General features: G+C 30.7%; 16 protein-coding genes. 15 read left to right on the top strand and 1 reads right to left on the bottom strand.

Annotated elements, in window-relative coordinates:
- The first annotated feature begins 531 nt into the window (after positions 1–531).
- The 3 genes from LGK95_RS20065 to LGK95_RS20055 all read left to right on the top strand — a co-directional run bounded on the left by LGK95_RS20065 (position 532) and on the right by LGK95_RS20055 (position 1,558).
- Positions 532–846: a hypothetical protein gene (locus LGK95_RS20065; protein WP_226126688.1), complete on the top strand. Its 315-nt coding sequence runs from the start codon at positions 532–534 to the stop codon at positions 844–846.
- Between the two features lie 123 nt (positions 847–969).
- On the top strand, positions 970–1,227 hold the full coding sequence (locus LGK95_RS20060; RefSeq protein WP_226126687.1) for a hypothetical protein: 258 nt from the start codon (positions 970–972) through the stop codon (positions 1,225–1,227).
- Positions 1,228–1,384: 157 nt separating this feature from the next.
- Positions 1,385–1,558: a hypothetical protein gene (locus LGK95_RS20055; protein ID WP_226126686.1), complete on the top strand. Its 174-nt coding sequence runs from the start codon at positions 1,385–1,387 to the stop codon at positions 1,556–1,558.
- Between the two features lie 170 nt (positions 1,559–1,728).
- Here the strand turns inward: LGK95_RS20055 and LGK95_RS20050 are convergent, their stop codons facing one another.
- Complete coding sequence (locus LGK95_RS20050) at positions 1,729–2,385, bottom strand: hypothetical protein (protein WP_226126685.1); 657 nt, start codon at positions 2,383–2,385, stop codon at positions 1,729–1,731.
- Between the two features lie 180 nt (positions 2,386–2,565).
- Here LGK95_RS20050 and LGK95_RS20045 point away from each other — a divergent pair, with 180 nt between their 5' ends.
- The 12 genes from LGK95_RS20045 to pfkB all read left to right on the top strand — a co-directional run.
- On the top strand, positions 2,566–2,808 hold the full coding sequence (locus LGK95_RS20045; protein ID WP_226126684.1) for a hypothetical protein: 243 nt from the start codon (positions 2,566–2,568) through the stop codon (positions 2,806–2,808).
- Positions 2,809–2,905: 97 nt separating this feature from the next.
- Positions 2,906–3,598, top strand: coding sequence for a chromosomal replication initiator DnaA (locus LGK95_RS20040; protein ID WP_226126683.1), 693 nt, complete (start codon positions 2,906–2,908; stop codon positions 3,596–3,598).
- 62 nt (positions 3,599–3,660) lie between these two features.
- On the top strand, positions 3,661–3,864 hold the full coding sequence (locus LGK95_RS20035; protein ID WP_226126682.1) for a TraM recognition domain-containing protein: 204 nt from the start codon (positions 3,661–3,663) through the stop codon (positions 3,862–3,864).
- A gap of 1,875 nt (positions 3,865–5,739) precedes the next feature.
- A complete protein-coding gene (locus LGK95_RS20025; protein WP_319001947.1) occupies positions 5,740–8,709 on the top strand; it encodes a GH32 C-terminal domain-containing protein in 2,970 nt (989 codons plus the stop codon).
- A gap of 527 nt (positions 8,710–9,236) precedes the next feature.
- Positions 9,237–10,214 (top strand): LacI family DNA-binding transcriptional regulator, encoded by a 978-nt coding sequence (locus tag LGK95_RS20020; protein WP_226126690.1) that lies wholly within the window; start codon positions 9,237–9,239, stop codon positions 10,212–10,214.
- Positions 10,215–10,410: 196 nt separating this feature from the next.
- Complete coding sequence (locus tag LGK95_RS20015; protein WP_226126681.1) at positions 10,411–11,712, top strand: sugar ABC transporter substrate-binding protein; 1,302 nt, start codon at positions 10,411–10,413, stop codon at positions 11,710–11,712.
- A gap of 69 nt (positions 11,713–11,781) precedes the next feature.
- Entirely contained in the window at positions 11,782–12,714 is a 933-nt protein-coding gene (locus LGK95_RS20010; protein ID WP_226126680.1) for a carbohydrate ABC transporter permease, read from the top strand.
- A gap of 84 nt (positions 12,715–12,798) precedes the next feature.
- Positions 12,799–13,641, top strand: coding sequence for a carbohydrate ABC transporter permease (locus LGK95_RS20005; RefSeq protein ID WP_226126679.1), 843 nt, complete (start codon positions 12,799–12,801; stop codon positions 13,639–13,641).
- Between the two features lie 43 nt (positions 13,642–13,684).
- Entirely contained in the window at positions 13,685–15,073 is a 1,389-nt protein-coding gene (locus LGK95_RS20000; protein ID WP_226126678.1) for a glycoside hydrolase family 32 protein, read from the top strand.
- Between the two features lie 77 nt (positions 15,074–15,150).
- Complete coding sequence (locus LGK95_RS19995; RefSeq protein WP_226126677.1) at positions 15,151–16,107, top strand: carbohydrate kinase family protein; 957 nt, start codon at positions 15,151–15,153, stop codon at positions 16,105–16,107.
- Between the two features lie 56 nt (positions 16,108–16,163).
- Positions 16,164–16,289, top strand: coding sequence for a hypothetical protein (locus LGK95_RS22590; protein ID WP_264174624.1), 126 nt, complete (start codon positions 16,164–16,166; stop codon positions 16,287–16,289).
- Positions 16,290–16,356: 67 nt separating this feature from the next.
- The coding region (pfkB, locus tag LGK95_RS19990) for a 1-phosphofructokinase (RefSeq protein WP_226126689.1) at positions 16,357–17,250 on the top strand (894 nt) is incomplete at its 3' end.

The following is a 17,250-nucleotide window of genomic DNA, read 5'->3' as shown; positions in this document are numbered from 1 at the left end:
ATTGATAGTGGAAGTTTTAGAAAAATTAATCAGTTCTTGTATCTTGTAATTTATTAGATCCTTAATAAATGAGAGTATAGGAGAAGTTAATCTATCTAAGAACCCCATGCCGTTAGGCGTGGGAGTATCAGATAGTAATTCAGAAAATTCACTTCGTTCATAAAAATCCCCGGGGGTCGTGAACAAATTGTGATCAAGATGTTAATTTTATGAAGAATAGGATATTATCGGAGTTTAATCATAATAATGTAGCAGGAGCAATCCTGCTTATTTTCTTGTTGAAGGATGGGTATTTTAATAGATAATATTAGTTTTCAGCAACTTATATTTGAATTTATTTCTGTAAATATGATATAATTGCAATATTACAAGGGCAATAGATAATGTTTGGTTAATCAATAAAAAAATTCCAGTTTAAAGACCAGAGTATTTGAGAAAAACAAGTAGTTGTAACTATTTTACAGAGGATGAGGATTTCTTGTATAGAATACTTAGGCGTATAGTAATTTTATAGGTGGGAGGGGAATTTAAATGGATAAGTGGTCACAAAAAGTAAAAGAAGTTATGACTCAGCATAGTGAAAGAAAAAGTGATATCGAAACTATACTTTGTAATTTATTAAACGTAATTAGAACAGGCTCTCGTTGTACTTTTAAAATATTAGACGCAAATAAATTAGTATGGGATATTACCATAGGTTTAAAAGCTTTTACGTTAACAAACGAAGAAATAGTAGAAAGACAAATTGTTAAAGTGACAGACGAAGAAGGTTTTCCCATTTACGAACATAATAAAGAAAATTTGGAAGTAATAATAAAAGAAGTAATATTGGAAAAGATAAGTTAAATAATGTGCAGAGTGAATACGTAGAAACTATGGGTTATGAACAATGTGAAACAATTAATTCAAAAAATAAGTAATTCATTATTTATAAAAAAGATAATGTATATTTTATAGGAGGCGATTAAAATGGCTTTTAACAAATGCAGTAAATGTGGAAGTGATTTTATAGAAGTGAAAGAACAAAATTATGGCAATTATCTAGTGCCAGTATTAAAATGTACTATGTGTGATACTGTTTTCGGTGTAGTCAATCAAAAAGAAGAAATTGAACAATTAAAAAATGAAATACAAAATAAAGATAGGGAAATTGCTACTACTTTACAAACTTATGGTAAGGCAATAAATCAAATACATGAGGATTTAAATAAATTACAAAATAAATAATCATTTAAGAGTATCTGTTAATTTGGGTGCTTTTTTATTTCCTAAAATTAAAATATTAACCTATGGATTATATTTACAAAGGATTAGGCTTCCACTTATATAATATATACTATATAATGTTTATATTATAATATTAATTAGAAGGTGAGGTAAGAATATGAAATGTTCAAGTTGTGGAAATGAGATGACAGAGTATGGATTTGAAGACTATGAGGCTATGTCGGATGAAGAAATTTCAGAAGTAATAAGTGAACATAAAGAAAAATGTGAATGGGTTGAACACTTAAAAGGATTTAGGGTATTGTATTTTAATAGTAGATTTGGTTCATAGATATAAGACAATAAAAAGGATAGGAAATGAATATAAATAACATTAAGGAGCTTAGTGATAGGCTTCTTTTTTGTCGTGTAAGTATAAAGGATTGGAGGTTTTGTAATAATGGATTTAAGTAAAACAAGTATGAATGCAACTGAAATTTAATACAAGAAAAGCTATGCCAGTTAATACTGGCATAGCTTTTCCTCTTTCTTTATTTTACCGCTATTTATATCTACAAGCATTAAATAAAGATTGGCTTTTAAAGACTTTGGTGGATTTTTTATGAAAAGGTCAAATTCGTTTTTACTCCCAATTGCTATAGTTACTTTTATATCTGAAGTAAGTTCAATAGAAGCTATTTGACCATAAACATTATAAATTGTTCTTGAAGTAACACAAGGTTTAATTTCAATATACCACTTAGAATATTCCCAGTTAGTTATTTCAAGCATTAAGTCAGCAGGCCCATTAGTAGTCTTATTTAAACTCCATTCAAAGTCACGAGTATACAAATCAGATAAAATAACTTGAAAAAACTTCTTTTCACTTTCTATGATTTGGGTTCTTTTATTCTCTGTAAAAAGTTCTTCTGTTTTATCATCTATATGTCCTGCTGCTGACATTAATTCACTATATGTAACTCCGTTGTAGGCACCCTTAGCCATTTTTTTTATCGTTTCCGGCGCGGGAGGTGATTTTACTAGCATTCGAAGTAACCTTGAGATGTGAGCTGCGCTCACCTCAATTGTATTTGCATAATGATTAATCGAACGTTTACCTTTAGCTTTATCTAATAATATAGCAAATGTGTATAAATCAAAATCGCTATGGTCGGCCATACAATCACCTCTTTTAATAAGTATTATAACATTTTATATTGTTTATAGTCAATATAAAATGGAAAATAAATATATATATGTTTATAAAAGTATTGTTAGTATCTAACAAGTATGATATATTAATTACAGATAATGTGATTAACTAAAAACAATATACTTATATAGAGGGTGAAGATCCAGATGGATTTAAACAAATGTGCATTGCAACTTTTAATGGATGAACGGTTTAATTTTAGTTATACAAAACTTTTTAAGGCTATTGGGGTAGATGTAGCACATGTGTATCGAGTTCTCGTTAAGAATAACACTCCCGGAATTAAGTTTTTTAATGGGATAAATAAGTGGTGTACAGATAATCAGATAGATTATAGAGAATATGTTCTTTTGCCTAACCCATTCAATATAGTTAATAGCAAAACATAAACATAATATAAGAAGTTAGCAACATTACTGATAATAATACAAAATGCATATACTCGTAATCTGAAAATTATTATTAATATCTAAGGAGGAATAAATTATGGCTAAATATAGACAACTTTATACAGAATTCTGGAGTGATAGTTTTGTCCTTGAACTTACGACCGAGGAAAAGTTTTTTTATCTATATCTTTTAACAAATACTAAAATGACCCAGTGCGGCATATACGAGCTATCTACAAGGTTTATAGAGAAAGAAATAGGACTTAGCAATGAAACAGTCCAGAAACTAATCAATAAATTTTGTGAGTATAAGAAAATTTTATACTGCGAAGAAACGAAAGAGATTATGGTTTTAAATTGGATGAAATATAATATTCCTAAAAGTGTCAATGGAATAAAATGCGTTCAATATGAAATGAAGAAAATAAAGAATAAAGAATTCTTAAAAATTCTATTCAATAAGTATCAGGCAGCAGAATTAGATGTTGAGAAAATATTTGAGAATTTTATTATAGAGGATATTTATAGTGATCCTTCTAAAATTAATAGTGATCCTTCTAAAATTAATAGTGCTTCTGTAGATTGCGTTTTAGAAAAAGAGGATGAGTTTTCAACGGATTATTCATTAGTGGATAACCCTAATGTAATTTACATGAAAGTAGAAAACAAAGAAATTCAAACTAATAATAATTTTGTAAAAACGAAGGAAATTCAGGAACCTAGTAGCGGACCAATCTCTAAGCCCTTTGCAAGGGACTTGCAAGTAATAGAAGTAAGAAGCAAGAAATAATAAATAAAAAACAAGAATTAATAAATAAAGAAGAAGTAGTAATAAAAAAAGTTGAATTTAACGTGTACGCCAGTGATGTTGCAATCGAATTATTAAATAAATCTAGGAGTGCAAATATAACATGTATCCCAGCATTTCAAAGTTTATCTGATTTAGACAAAGCTGGTGGGGTTGCACTTAGAAATCAAGTCATAGAAAATTGTAATAATTACATAAGACAAAACTCTTATGATAGTTCTGCAGAGTGGGAAAAAGTAATAGGTTAAGAAAAAAGAACTAACTATTCTTATGGTGTAGAAAAAAAACTAGCATATTTGGAAATAAAATAATATCTACAGGTAATGGTAATATGCACGAAACCATGCAAAGTAAATATACTTACACAGATATACAAAATTTAGAAACTGGACCCTTTTTAATTTCATGCTCTATTGTAGTAGCTGCAATAAGCTTAATAGGAAGTTAAATAATAGTAATATAAATATATAATTAAAAATGGAATTTTTCAGAAGAGTATTGAATAGTATATGGTATAGCGTACGAATAAAGTATGCGATAGTTAATAGCCATTCTCCTAAAGAGAGTGGCTATTTTTATAGTCTAATATATTAAAAAGGTTTCAAATTCTTTTCACATAGTATAGCTCTACATATTATGTGAATATTGTAAAGGTAACATTAACAATATAAGGTTAAGGGTTCATGTTTGTCTTAGAGGTGTATTTTCTAATTGAAAACTCCCCCATATTATAAGTGAAAAATCCCCCCACCCTTGTATCAATTGATAGCATATGTGGGTTGCCATTGACATGGAGCCTCTGTGCATATGGTTATAAGCCATTAAGCAACCCATTGTAAACAGTGGCTTAGTAATAAGTATAGTCTACCATGTGCACCCTCCATATAAATGGTACGCTTCGCCAATCCACATAAAAATTCTCAATTGCAAATTTGGGTGGAGGAAATTTCAACTGTAAAGTGGGGGAGTTTTCAATTAACACATACAAGAGGCTTACAATACATAAAATAGTTCGGATAGAGTATACCGCAGACGAACGCGAGCTGCTAACCTTCAAAGTGGCATTATATCGTGGTTAATATACATATAATCAGTTCGTTTAATATATGTACTTCAAACGAACACTTTAGTATAATAAGTACAAAGAGGCGATATATGAAAAGATCATAGTATATTATCTTGTATGCTTTTATAAACCTAATGTGTAAGAGATGGTAGTTAGAAGAACCTTAATTATAAAAAAATACTTTTTACCGAATATATAGAATAAATGTGTAAAGTATTAGGCGATGACTATAATAATTGATTATAAAACGTATTCAATGGATCAAGTATGCGAGCTACTTGAAATAGAAAATTTTAATTTAAGATTTATAGAAAAAACTGTGGGCTTAAATATTAAACGAAATAATGATGGAGAAAAAATGTATATCAAAAGGACATTGAAACATTAAAATTCATATTTAAATTGAATGATAAAGGTTTAGATTGGTACCTTATTGTTGAGTATTGATCCACATTATTATAGCCATTTTTGGTACATACTGTTATTATCTATATATAACACTACCTATCTTTATTCTTTTTCCTCTAATATATTTTATTTCTTAAATGCATTTCCAACTAGCATTAAGTAAGCTAATTTACCACAAAAATCATCACCAATTGGGTAGCCATATATTGTTACGTTACCGTTCATCTTAAGATTTCCACTAGACTTAAAAAAAGCAAAATAATATTGAAAAATCCATATGGAGCTTAGAATTCAAACCTTATATTGACAAAAAAAAATATTAATGCTAGAATAAAAATGAATTATGAATACGTATTCTCAAATTCAAAGGGTGTTTCCTAATTGGTTACAATAAAAGAGATGACTAAAAAGTCAGGTATATTTCAAGCCACAGTTTCAAGAGTTTTGCAATTCAAGCGAACTATACCCAGAAAAGTAGACAAATAAAAGAAATGTAAGGCGAGAGTCATAGAGTGATTACATTTGTAACATTGTTTATGACGAAATAAGTGAAAGTAAAAAGCTTTACGATTAAAACTTTTAGACAATTAATTTAGCTTGATTGATAACGTTAACATTAAAACAAAATATGAAAAAAGAAGGGGAATTAATGAAATCTAATAAGGTAGGAACAGTATTGCTTAGTCTTGGTCTTGGAATTGGTCTTGTTTTTGTACTTGGAAATTACAGTTCATCAATGGCAAGCCCTACAAAACCGAGTCCTTCCACATATAGAAGTGAAGAATACCGACCTCAATATCATTTCACACCAGACAGTGGGTGGATGAATGATCCTAATGGCATGGTGTACTATAAAGGAGAATATCATTTATTCTATCAATATAATCCTAATTCTACATCTTGGGGACCTATGCATTGGGGGCATGCAATTAGTAAAGATTTAGTAAATTGGACACAGGAGCCTATTGCGCTTTATCCAGATAAAAATGGAGACATTTTTTCAGGCAGTGTGGTGGTAGACTGGAATAATAGCAGTGGTTTTTTTAATGATACATCAGATAAAACTGGGTTGGTTGCTTTTTTTACCAATGCATGTGGAGCTGACGGTCAAGAACAGAGTATTGCCTATAGTAAAGATAGCGGAAAAACATGGACAGAATATAGTGGAAATCCAGTAATAGCTAATCCTCCAAGCACACCTGATTTTAGAGATCCAAAGGTATCTTGGGATAATGCACATAGAAAATGGGTTATGACTCTTGCTGTAGGTAATAAAGTAGAATTTTTTAATTCTTCAAATTTAAAGAATTGGACTAAAACAGGAGAATTTGGTAGTCATGGACAAGGATCTCACGCAGGTGTTTGGGAATGTCCGGATTTATATCAGATGCCTGTAGATGGAAAAACTGGTAAGTCAAAATGGGTCTTATCGCTAAGTATAGGAGCGTCTGCAACTGTTGATTCTCCGCCAGCAGCTGGTTCGGGAATGATGTATTTTGTTGGAGATTTTGATGGCAGCAAGTTTGTAGCCGATCCTCAATTTAAAGTAACTAATATTGCTGGAAATAACGGATCTGTCAAAGGATATGATTTAATGCCAGGAGACATTGTTAAAGTTTATGATTCAAAAACTTGTGGAAAGGAGTTAGGAGAAGGGAAGGTACCACAGAATCAATCTTCTGTTAGTATTCAATTAACTAAAAGTTTAGGAGTTGAAAAAGGAAAAGTATGGATATCGGTAGTGAGAAATGGAAAACAGCAAAATAGGCAAGAGAAAGATTATGATGCGCAAAAGGCTGTAACAGATGTTAAAACAAATGCTTTAACGCAAGCACCAATAGGTGAGGATATTAGTAATTCTGGATTTGAAACTGGTGATATATCAGGATGGACAAAAACAGGAAATGAATTTACAGATAAAAATGTAACGGATGCTACTACATGGTGGGGAGGAGTATATAATCAGACTGGTAAATATCATCTTGCAGGTTTTAGCGATCCGGCACAAGGAGGTGCAGGAGATTCTGGGACAGGTACATTGCAATCTTCTGAATTTACATTAGGCGGAATTGGAGAAATTAGTTTTTTAGTTGGCGGTGGAGATGACAAGAAAAACTTATATGTTACTCTAGAAACTGCTGATGGTAAAGAATTAAGTCAATTTAAATCATCAGGTGCAAATTCAGAATCATATAGAAGGATAATTTGGGATGCATCAGCCTATATTGGCCAAAAACTTCGTATAAAAGTAGTAGATAATGCTACTGGTGGTTGGGGACATATTAATGTTGATGATTTTCATGTATATAGTACAGTTCACAATCAAAATATATCAGATTTAGCACCAATAAATTGGATTGATTATGGACCAGATTTTTATGCAGGAGTTACTTGGAATGATACTACAAAACGAAGTGATGTAGCTAATTCAAAATATGGAAAGTATATTCCTGATGGAAGACGTATTTTTTTAGGTTGGATGAGCAACTGGGAATATGCAGGTACTACACCTACAGATCCTTGGAGAAGTGCTAATTCTATTCCAAGAGAAATGAAATTAGTAGATACAACTGATGGATATAAGCTCAATCAACAGCCAGTACGTGAACTTAAAAGCCTTCAGAAATCGCCAACTAAAGCTTTGGGTAAAACAACGGTGCAATCTGGAAAAAGCAATTTGTTATCCAATGTATCAGGAAATACACTTGAAATAAATACGGAATTTAATGTTGACAGTTCAACTACTGCTAAAGAATTTGGAATTAAAGTAAAAGTGGGGGGTAATCAGGAAACAACTATTGGTTATGATCCAGCAACTTCAACATTGTTTTTAGATCGTTCTAACTCTGGTGGTTTTACTTATCCTGATTATATGCCACTAAAGCAGGAAGTAGTAATGAAGCCAATAAATAATAAGATAAAACTTCAAATTTTTGTGGATAAATCTTCAGTAGAAGTTTTTGGAAATAATGGTTTGATTTCAATTACGGATCAAATTTTTTCAAATGATTCAAGCAAAGGGTTAGAGTTATATAGCACAGGAGGAAAGACTAGTTTGAATTATCTTAAAGTAATTCCTTTAAAAGCTGCAAAGTTTACTCCTTATGTAAAGAAGCCATTACATTATGATCCTAAGAAGGTGACAAACAATATTATAAATGGTGACTTTGAAACAGGAAATCTTACTGGTTGGACAGCAAGCGGAAGTGCATCTAATACATTTGCAGTGTCAAGTGCAACCACTTACTTGGATTCTAATCACTTGTATAATAAACAGGGCAAATATTTTCTTTCAAGTGGTGTAAACGGAGATGATAATAGAGGAGTATTAAAGTCGAACTACTTTAAACTTGGTGGAGATGGAAAAATTAATTTTAAAGTTAGTGGAGGAAATCAATCTGATAGAGAATATGTGGCTTTAGTTAGAGGTTCTGACGACAAGCAATTATTTACGGCAACGGGTTCAAATAATGAAGCATTTAAAAAAGTAGAATGGGATGCTTCTAAATATAAAGGACAGGTACTGTATATACAGGTTGTGGACTACAATGTAGGTGGTTCTTCTCATATAAATGTTGATGACATAAATATATCTCAGAGTAATATTAGCACCAAATAATGCAACTGATCTATATTCCCCAAATTGACTCCAATGTGCGCGAATTTGGAATAAAATAGCCAATTTCTACAGCTGATGTAGAAATTGGCTATTTTTAGCTTTTCTTACATAAATTGTCCAAGCGAGGTCTTTATTAAGGTTAAGTGGAATTTTCAAGAATAATTTCTAAAAGTCCAAAAACCATCTGCCTAAAACAATTCTTAGTGTTATTAATAGTGGAATAAGCCCCCAATTATCTCCAACAATTCTTGGAGATATGAATCACCTATTGGTATTATTTATGAATGTAATAAATAATACTGACTTTAGGAATTTTATTGGACTAAAGAGCTCATTTTAAGTATGACCCTTTTTATAATAAAGTTAAGTGATATAGATGTTTATATTAAATGCTGAATTAAGAAAAGCATATAGGGAGAACTAAAAATGGAAGTCTTATATTGACAAAAATAAATATTTATGCTAGAATAAAATGCGTATTGTGAATACGTATTCTATAATTCAAAGGGGGTGCCCAATTGGTCACAATGAAAGAGATTGCTATAAAGTCAGGGGTATCTCAATCCACCGTTTCAAGAGTGGTGAGTGGAAGTGTATCAGTTAATCCTGAAATAAAAAGAAAAGTAATGGAATGGGTTCGAAAGCTTGATTATCAACCTAATATTGTTGCTCAAAGTCTTGTTAGTAATAAGTCTTTGCTAATAGGAGTAATAATAACAAATATTTCAAATCCATTTTTTGCAGATGTAATAAAGGCCGTTGAAAGCGAAGCAGCAAAATATGGGTATAGTATTATACTGTGCAATACAGATGGTAATTTAGATAAAGAAAAAATGTATATAAGTATAATGAAACGTTATAATGTTGATGGAATTTTAATAGTTCCAAGCAATGCTAAGGATAGTTATTTCCAAAGGCTTAGAAAAATGGAAATGCCAGTTGTTGTTATTACCCAAGATATTCAAGGTTTCAGTTGTGTTTCTATATCTCATTATTTATCCGCAAAAGAAGTAGCAAAACATTTAATAAACATGGGATACTCTAAGTTTGTTTTTATAGGTGGAGAAGAAGATGAAAAATGTATAGGATTTAAAGACCAAATACAGTTTTCTGGTTTCAATGTAGATAAAGATTTCTTTATTTTAAGTAACAATGCAGTTAATACTGATCTAAAGGATTTATTAGAAAATAAATTAAAGAACCAAGGCGTTGGTATTTTTGCTTACAACGATATTGAGGCATTAATTATATTACACTTATTAAAAGAAATGAAAGTTGAAATACCAAAAAGAGTAGCATTGGTTGGGTTTGATAATACGTTTATTAGCAAAGAAGTAAGCCCAACATTAAGTAGTGTATGCCAACCGATTGAAGAAATAGGAAGGCAATCTGTTGAAATATTAATTGATAATATATGTAAAAAAAAGAATGTAGTAGAGAAACACATTATAATTGAGCCAAGACTTGTAGTAAGACAATCAAGCTTAAAATCAGTTACCTATTAAATAAAATATTCTGTGATAAGTAGCTTAATAATATAAGTTACTTATTTATTTCATAGTTGAGCAAACGTATTCAGCATTCTAAATATATTCTCATTCATGTATAGAAATATTGAATAATTTTATTAGTTTACAATGGTACAGTATTTTGAAGATAATGTACTTTATAAAATAAACAAAAATTAGGGGGGTAATATGTATGAAGTTTAGCAGAAAATCAATTGTAACATTAACACTCGCATCAATATTAATGGTTTCGTTGGTAGGGTGTGGTAGTAAAGGTTCTGTATCAACTAGCAGTAGTAAAGGTGTAGTAAACCTAACCATGTGGGTGCATGAAACAGATTCACCAGAAGGTAAACTGTACAAACAAAGGGTGGCAGACTTTAATAAAGTAAATAAAGGAAAGATAAATGTAAAACTAACTGCTATACCACGTACAGGAGATGCATCAGGTTATGATGATAAAGTAAATGCAGCTGTTACAACAAATGGATTACCTGATGTTTTAACTTGCGATGGACCTACTGTAGCAGCAGAGGCAGATGCAGGGATATTAGCACCAATAGATTCTTACGTGAACAAAAGTGATTTAAAAGACTTTAATCCCGATATTATAAAACAAGGAACATATAATGGAAAACTTTATGGGCTAGGTGCAATGGATTCATCTGTAGTTATATATTACAATAAAGCTATGTTTGCAGCAGCAGGTATAACAGCACCAACAGACCTTAAATCAGCATGGACATGGGATCAACTTGAAAGTAATGCAAAAAAATTAACTACAGCTAAAGTCTTTGGAATCAATATGTCTCTTAACTCGGGTGGAGAATGGAATACTTATGCATTCCTACCATTCGTACAGTCAAATGGAGGTCAAATTATATCAAATGATGGAAAATCATCAACAGGTTATATAAATAGTAATAAGACAGTACAAGCTGTAAGCTATATAAAAAAATTAGTTGATGAAAAAGTAGTAAGCAAAACACCAATAGATAATAGTTTTGAATTGGGAAAAGCAGCAATGACATTGACTGGTACATGGGAACAAGCAGCATTAGCTAAATACCCAAACCTGAAATATGGAATAATGCCATATCCAGTTAGCAGCACTAATGCTAAGGCAGTATCTCCTTGCGGATCATGGGGATTCTATATGACAAAAAATACTGCAAGTGATAAGCAAAAGGCAGCAGTAGATTTAATTAAATTTATGACAAACACTCAATCATGTATTGATATGTATAAGGCAAATGGAATGCCACCAGCAAGAAAGACTTCATTGTCTAAAATTAAAGACTTTCAATCGTTGCCATTAAAAATAGTTTCAGAGCAATTACAAAAAACAGCAACTCCAAGACCATTAACACCTGATTATCCAGTATTATCTGATGGATTCTCAAAAGCAATAGCAAATGCAATCAGTGGACAGAACCCTAAAGCATCATTAGATTCTGCAGCTAAGCAAATTGATACTCAATTAGGTAATAGATAATTTATTAAATATAAGGATAGGAAATAAATATCCTATCCTTATAATATTGAATAAAAAGAGGTGTGTATTATGACTAATACTAAAAAGAATCTAATAGTTAAGGAAAAGGTTCAGCCTACTACAAGTTTCATTAAAAAATCATTTAAGAAAAATATTGTTGCAATATCTTTTGTATTACCAGCATTAGTATTACTGACTATTTTCTTATTTATTCCGTTTATATTATCGGTATCCTATAGTTTTACAAATTACAATATATTAAAGCCAACTGATATGCAGTTTGTTGGTTTAAACAATTTTAAAAGATTATTATCTGATAGTGTTTTTAAAACAAGTCTTATTAATACGTTTAAATTTGCTATAATTGTAGTTCCGTTACAATTAGCTATGGCATTAGGACTAGCTTTACTAGTTAATAAAAAAATAAAAGGAATAGGTATTTTTAGATTAGCATTTTTTTCTCCAACAGTATTATCACTTGTAGTTATTTCAATTTTATGGACATTTATTTATAATCCTAATGGTGGTTTGCTTAATTCTATGATAGGATTTTTCGGCATAGCACCGCAACCATTTCTTACTAGTACGTCCCAGGCTATGCCTTGTATAATATTTCTATCAGCTTGGCAAGGTGCAGGTTTTCAAATGATGATTTTTTTAGCTGGATTGCAAGACATTCCAGAATATTTATATGAGGCTGCGGATATCGATGGGGCAAATAAACTTCACAAATTTTTATTTATTACGATACCGGGTCTTAAAAATATATCAATATTTTTGTGTCTCACAATAACAATATCAGCATTTCAACTATTGATACAACCAATGATGATGACCCAAGGTGGTCCACAAAATTCAACACTAACAGTTGTATACGAAATTTATCAATACGGATATAAATTTAGAAGTATGGGATATGGGTCAGCAATGGCTGTAATTTTCACATTAATGGTACTAACTATAGCATTAATTCAAAAGAAATTTGTTAGTGATGAAGATTAAATAGTATTAGTATACCAAAATAAATTAAAAGTGTAATAAATGACAGTGTATACACAAGCAATGATGCGTTCTAGGAGGTATAAAATGAAAAAAAGTATAATAAAAAAAATATTATATTATATAGCATTAATAATAACTGCAATAATGTTTATGTTCCCACTGATTTGGATGGTGGTTTCATCATTTAAATCAGAAGCAGCTATTATGAGCGATGTAACTAGCATGAAAGCATTTATATTACCAAAGATCGGTAAAGATATTTTCAATAATTATATAGAAATATTTCAACAATTACCAATAATTAAAGCTGAACTTAATTCGCTTTTTTATATTCTAATTATTATTGTATTAAGCTTATTAGTAAATTCTTTAGCTGGTTATGCTTTTGCAAGACTAAAATTTCCATTCAAAAACTTTATTTTTGCAGTATTATTATCACTTATGATAATTCCTGGTCAAACAATAATGTTACCATTGTTCTCAATGGTATACAAATTGGGCTGGGTTAATAGTTATTTAGGTTTAATATTTCCAGTTATAGCTAATCCTTTTTATATATTTTTATTTAGACAAACCTTTCTAAAAATACCAAAGGAGATAGAAGAGGCTGCTAGAATTGATGGGGCAGGTAGTTATACTATATTTTTCAAGTTGATAATGCCTTTAGCAAAACCAATATACGCAACAGTTTCAATTTTGACGTTTATAGCACTCTGGAATGACTTTTTATGGCCTGTAATGGTAATCTCAGATCCTACAAAACAAACTATACAGATGGCATTAAGCACATTGTTTAGTATACAACCAATAAATCATGGTCATATTATGGCAGCATTAAGTGCTGTTACGGTTCCTGTAGTTGTAATATTTTTACTATTACAAAGGTATTATGTTCAAGGAATAGCCGGCGCTGGTTCTAAAAATTAATAAACAAGAAGGCGGGAAGTAAAAATATTTGGAGGAATGACATATGAATTTATACAGACCTATTTATCACTTTATGCCTGAGAAAAATTGGATGAATGACCCTAATGGTGTTATTTATTATGAGGGTAAATATCATTTGTTTTACCAGTATAATCCTAATGATTATCATTGGAATACTATGCATTGGGGACATGCAGTTAGTGAAGATTTAGTCCATTGGGAATACCTTCCTATAGCACTATTTCCGTCAAATGATTTAGGAGAAACACATTGTTTCTCTGGGTGTTCAGTAATAAGTGATGACGGAATTCCAACAATTTTTTATACAAGTATAGGCGAAAATGAGAGAAATGCTCATGATGGGGCTGAGCAGTGGATGGCAGTAAGTCACGATGATATGACTAATTGGGAAAAATATAAAAATAATCCTGTACTTTCACTAGATATACATGGAGATATAGAAATTAAGGAATGGAGAGATCCTTTTGTTTGGAAAGAAGATGGCTATTGGTTTATGGTAGTTGGTGGTAGTCACAATAAAAAAGGATGTGTATTAATTTATAGATCTAAAGATTTAAAACAGTGGAAATTTTTAAATGTTTTATATGAAGGCGATGAAGAAATTTGGGAGTGTCCAAACTGTTTTAAACTAGGAGATAAATATGTTTTAGTGTACTCTCCTAATGATAAAGTGAAATATTGTATTGGAACGATAAATAACGATTACAAATTTGTTACAGAATCTGAAGGAACATTAGATTACAGTGGATGGGAAGGGTTCTATGCTCCAAATTCACTTATTGATAAATCAGGTAGACGGATAATTTGGGGATGGCTTACAGAAGGATCAAGGGGTGATTTTAAAGACTGTGGTGAGTGGTCGGGAGCACAATCAATTCCAAGAGTAATAAGCATTAAAAATCATAAATTATATATGCAACCTGTAAAAGAACTTGAGATGTTAAGGGAAAATCATAAAAAGTATGAAAATATATGTGTGTCAAAAAGTTGGATACCTGAAATAAAAGGAAGAGCTTTAGAGATAATTGCAGAAATAGAAATTACAGATAATTTAACCGAATTTTCAATAGATGTATTATGTTCAGAAGACCATAAAGAAAGAACTTCAATAGAATATAATTCTAATAATGAAAGCTTTTCAGTTGAGAGGAATAAATCTAGTTTGTCTACATTATGTCATAATTCTAAGCTGACGGGTAAAATAAAGTTAGAAAAGGGAGAAACACTAAAGTTACACATTTTCATTGATCATTCAATATTGGAGGTATTCGCTAATTACAGAGAAAGTATATCAACAAGGATATATCCAATTAAGGAGGATAGTAAAAATATTATGATATCAGTATTACAAGGTGACAATTTGAATGTTAAATCATTTGATGTTTGGAAAATGAATTCAATTTGGGAGTAATATATAATTTAAATGAAAAATCAAGGCTAATTTGTGTTGCAATAAATGGATAATAATTAGAAGTAGGAGGTGTATTCTTGAATAAAATACTATGTATTGGGGAATTGTTAATTGATTTTATTTGTTCAGATATTAATAGTGGTTTAACTAAAGGCGAGAATTTTGTAAAAAAAGCAGGAGGTGCACCCGCTAACGTATCAGCAGCTATATCAAAGTTAGGAGGACAAGCATATTTTGCAGGAAAAGTTGGTAATGATAACTTTGGTATGTTCTTGAAGGAAACATTAGAGGAAGCCGGTGTAGATACTTCTATGCTTATACTTGATGACAAATCTAAAACTACCTTAGCGTTTGTTTCGTTAAATGAAGATGGAGAGAGAGATTTTATTTTTAATAGAGGTGCAGATGAATTATTAACTTTCAATGAGCTAGGCATTGATAAATTAAAAGCTTTTAAAATAATGCATTTTGGTTCTGCAACAGCACTTTTAGGTGGACCTTCAAAGGAAAGTTATTTAAAAGCTATGGAACTTGCTTTTGAAAATAAAGCTTTTATTTCTTTTGATCCTAATTATAGAATAGATTTGTGGAAAAATAGATTGAGTGACTTTGTAGAAATATCAAAACAATGTCTTAAATATTCAGATTTTGTTAAAGTAAGTGATGAAGAAATAAAAATAATTTCAGGTAAAGAAAATATAGATGAAGGTGTTAAGTTTTTTCATAGCTTAGGTGCAAAAGTTGTAGCCGTTACTCTTGGAAATGTAGGTACATTAATTTCTACCAATGAAGGAAGTTGCATAATCAATAGTATCAAAATTAAATGCATTGATTCAACAGGAGCTGGTGATGCATTTGCAGGTGCTTTTCTTTATAAACTTTCACAGTTAAAGAATCCAAAATCATTCATGAATAATCCTGATACTATTAAAGATATCATACTTTTTAGTAATAAAGTGGGGGCTATTACATGTACTAAGTTAGGCGCTATAGCATCTCTACCAACGCTTGAAGAAATACAAATGTTAAAATAGTTTAAATAAGTAACAAAACAAAGATTGAATACTAGTTGCATTATATTAATATAAATATGAAAAGATTATTAAATCTTATGAAATTCAGAAATTCATATGAAGCTTTTAATGGAGATATTTCCATAGCTGAAACTGATAATGATGAGCTAGTAGAAATAGTATGGAAAAAAGATGTTGTTTAATGGCTGATTTTATATTATTATGTCTGCATGGACGTTAAAAATAAATATAAAAGGTAGTGACCAAAAGATGATATATACAGTAACTTTTAATCCGGCTATAGATTATGTTATAGCCGTAGATGATTTTAAAGCAGGATTAATTAATAGAGTTGCCAGTGAAGAAAAATTTGCCGGCGGAAAAGGTATAAATGTATCAAGAGTTTTAAATAATGTTGGAATAAAAAGTAAGGCTTTAGGTTTTGTTGGAGGGTTTACTGGAAAATTTATTATTGATTCATTGGAGTCTCAAGGTGTTGAAACTGACTTTATTGAGGTAAGTGGTGATACAAGAATAAACGTTAAACTCAAATCGAAAGAAGAGACGGAAATCAATGGAGCAGGTCCAGTTATAAAAGATGAGGATATGAATAAGCTATTTAAAATAGTAGAAGGTTTAACTTCAAATGACTATTTAGTATTATCAGGAAATGTTCAGAAGTCTGTTCCAAGGGACATATATGCCAGGCTTCAGAAAAAGTGTGCTTCTAATAAGGTAAAAGTTGTAGTTGATACCACAGGTGATGCTTTGGTCGCGACACTTACGAATAAGCCATTTTTAATAAAACCTAATAATCATGAGCTAGGTGAAATATTTAATAAGGAACTTACAGATACAGATGAAATTATTGAATATGCAAAGAAACTTATTGTTATGGGGGCACAGAATGTAATTATATCTATGGCTGAAAGAGGAGCTCTTCTAATTTGTGAAAGTGGAGTTTATCACGCCACCCCAGCAAAGGGAAAAGTACAGAATTCAGTTGGTGCAGGAGATTCAGTTATTGCAGGATTTTTAGCTAAGTATTCACAGTCAAAGGATCTAATTGAAGCATTTAGATGGGGAGCTACATCTGGAAGTGCTACAGCATTTTCAAAGGATTTATGTAAAAAAGAAGATATTGAGCATTATTTAGCACAGGTA

The sequence above is a fragment of the Clostridium algoriphilum genome, from assembly GCF_020443705.1.
Classification (GTDB): domain Bacteria; phylum Bacillota; class Clostridia; order Clostridiales; family Clostridiaceae; genus Clostridium_AD; species Clostridium_AD algoriphilum.
This window is presented reverse-complemented; position numbering and strand designations above follow the sequence as displayed.

Excerpts from the sequence above, each read along its gene's own strand:
- LGK95_RS20065 (WP_226126688.1), top strand. The coding sequence starts at position 532 with ATGGATAAGTGGTCACAAAAAGTAAAAGAAGTTATGACTCAGCATAGT.
- LGK95_RS20060 (WP_226126687.1), top strand. The coding sequence starts at position 970 with ATGGCTTTTAACAAATGCAGTAAATGTGGAAGTGATTTTATAGAAGTG.
- LGK95_RS20055 (WP_226126686.1), top strand. The coding sequence starts at position 1,385 with ATGAAATGTTCAAGTTGTGGAAATGAGATGACAGAGTATGGATTTGAA.
- LGK95_RS20050 (WP_226126685.1), bottom strand. The coding sequence starts at position 2,385 with ATGGCCGACCATAGCGATTTTGATTTATACACATTTGCTATATTATTA.
- LGK95_RS20045 (WP_226126684.1), top strand. The coding sequence starts at position 2,566 with ATGGATTTAAACAAATGTGCATTGCAACTTTTAATGGATGAACGGTTT.
- LGK95_RS20040 (WP_226126683.1), top strand. The coding sequence starts at position 2,906 with ATGGCTAAATATAGACAACTTTATACAGAATTCTGGAGTGATAGTTTT.
- LGK95_RS20025 (WP_319001947.1), top strand. The coding sequence starts at position 5,740 with ATGAAATCTAATAAGGTAGGAACAGTATTGCTTAGTCTTGGTCTTGGA.
- LGK95_RS20020 (WP_226126690.1), top strand. The coding sequence starts at position 9,237 with ATGAAAGAGATTGCTATAAAGTCAGGGGTATCTCAATCCACCGTTTCA.
- LGK95_RS20015 (WP_226126681.1), top strand. The coding sequence starts at position 10,411 with ATGAAGTTTAGCAGAAAATCAATTGTAACATTAACACTCGCATCAATA.
- LGK95_RS20010 (WP_226126680.1), top strand. The coding sequence starts at position 11,782 with ATGACTAATACTAAAAAGAATCTAATAGTTAAGGAAAAGGTTCAGCCT.
- LGK95_RS20005 (WP_226126679.1), top strand. The coding sequence starts at position 12,799 with ATGAAAAAAAGTATAATAAAAAAAATATTATATTATATAGCATTAATA.
- LGK95_RS20000 (WP_226126678.1), top strand. The coding sequence starts at position 13,685 with ATGAATTTATACAGACCTATTTATCACTTTATGCCTGAGAAAAATTGG.
- LGK95_RS22590 (WP_264174624.1), top strand. The coding sequence starts at position 16,164 with ATGAAAAGATTATTAAATCTTATGAAATTCAGAAATTCATATGAAGCT.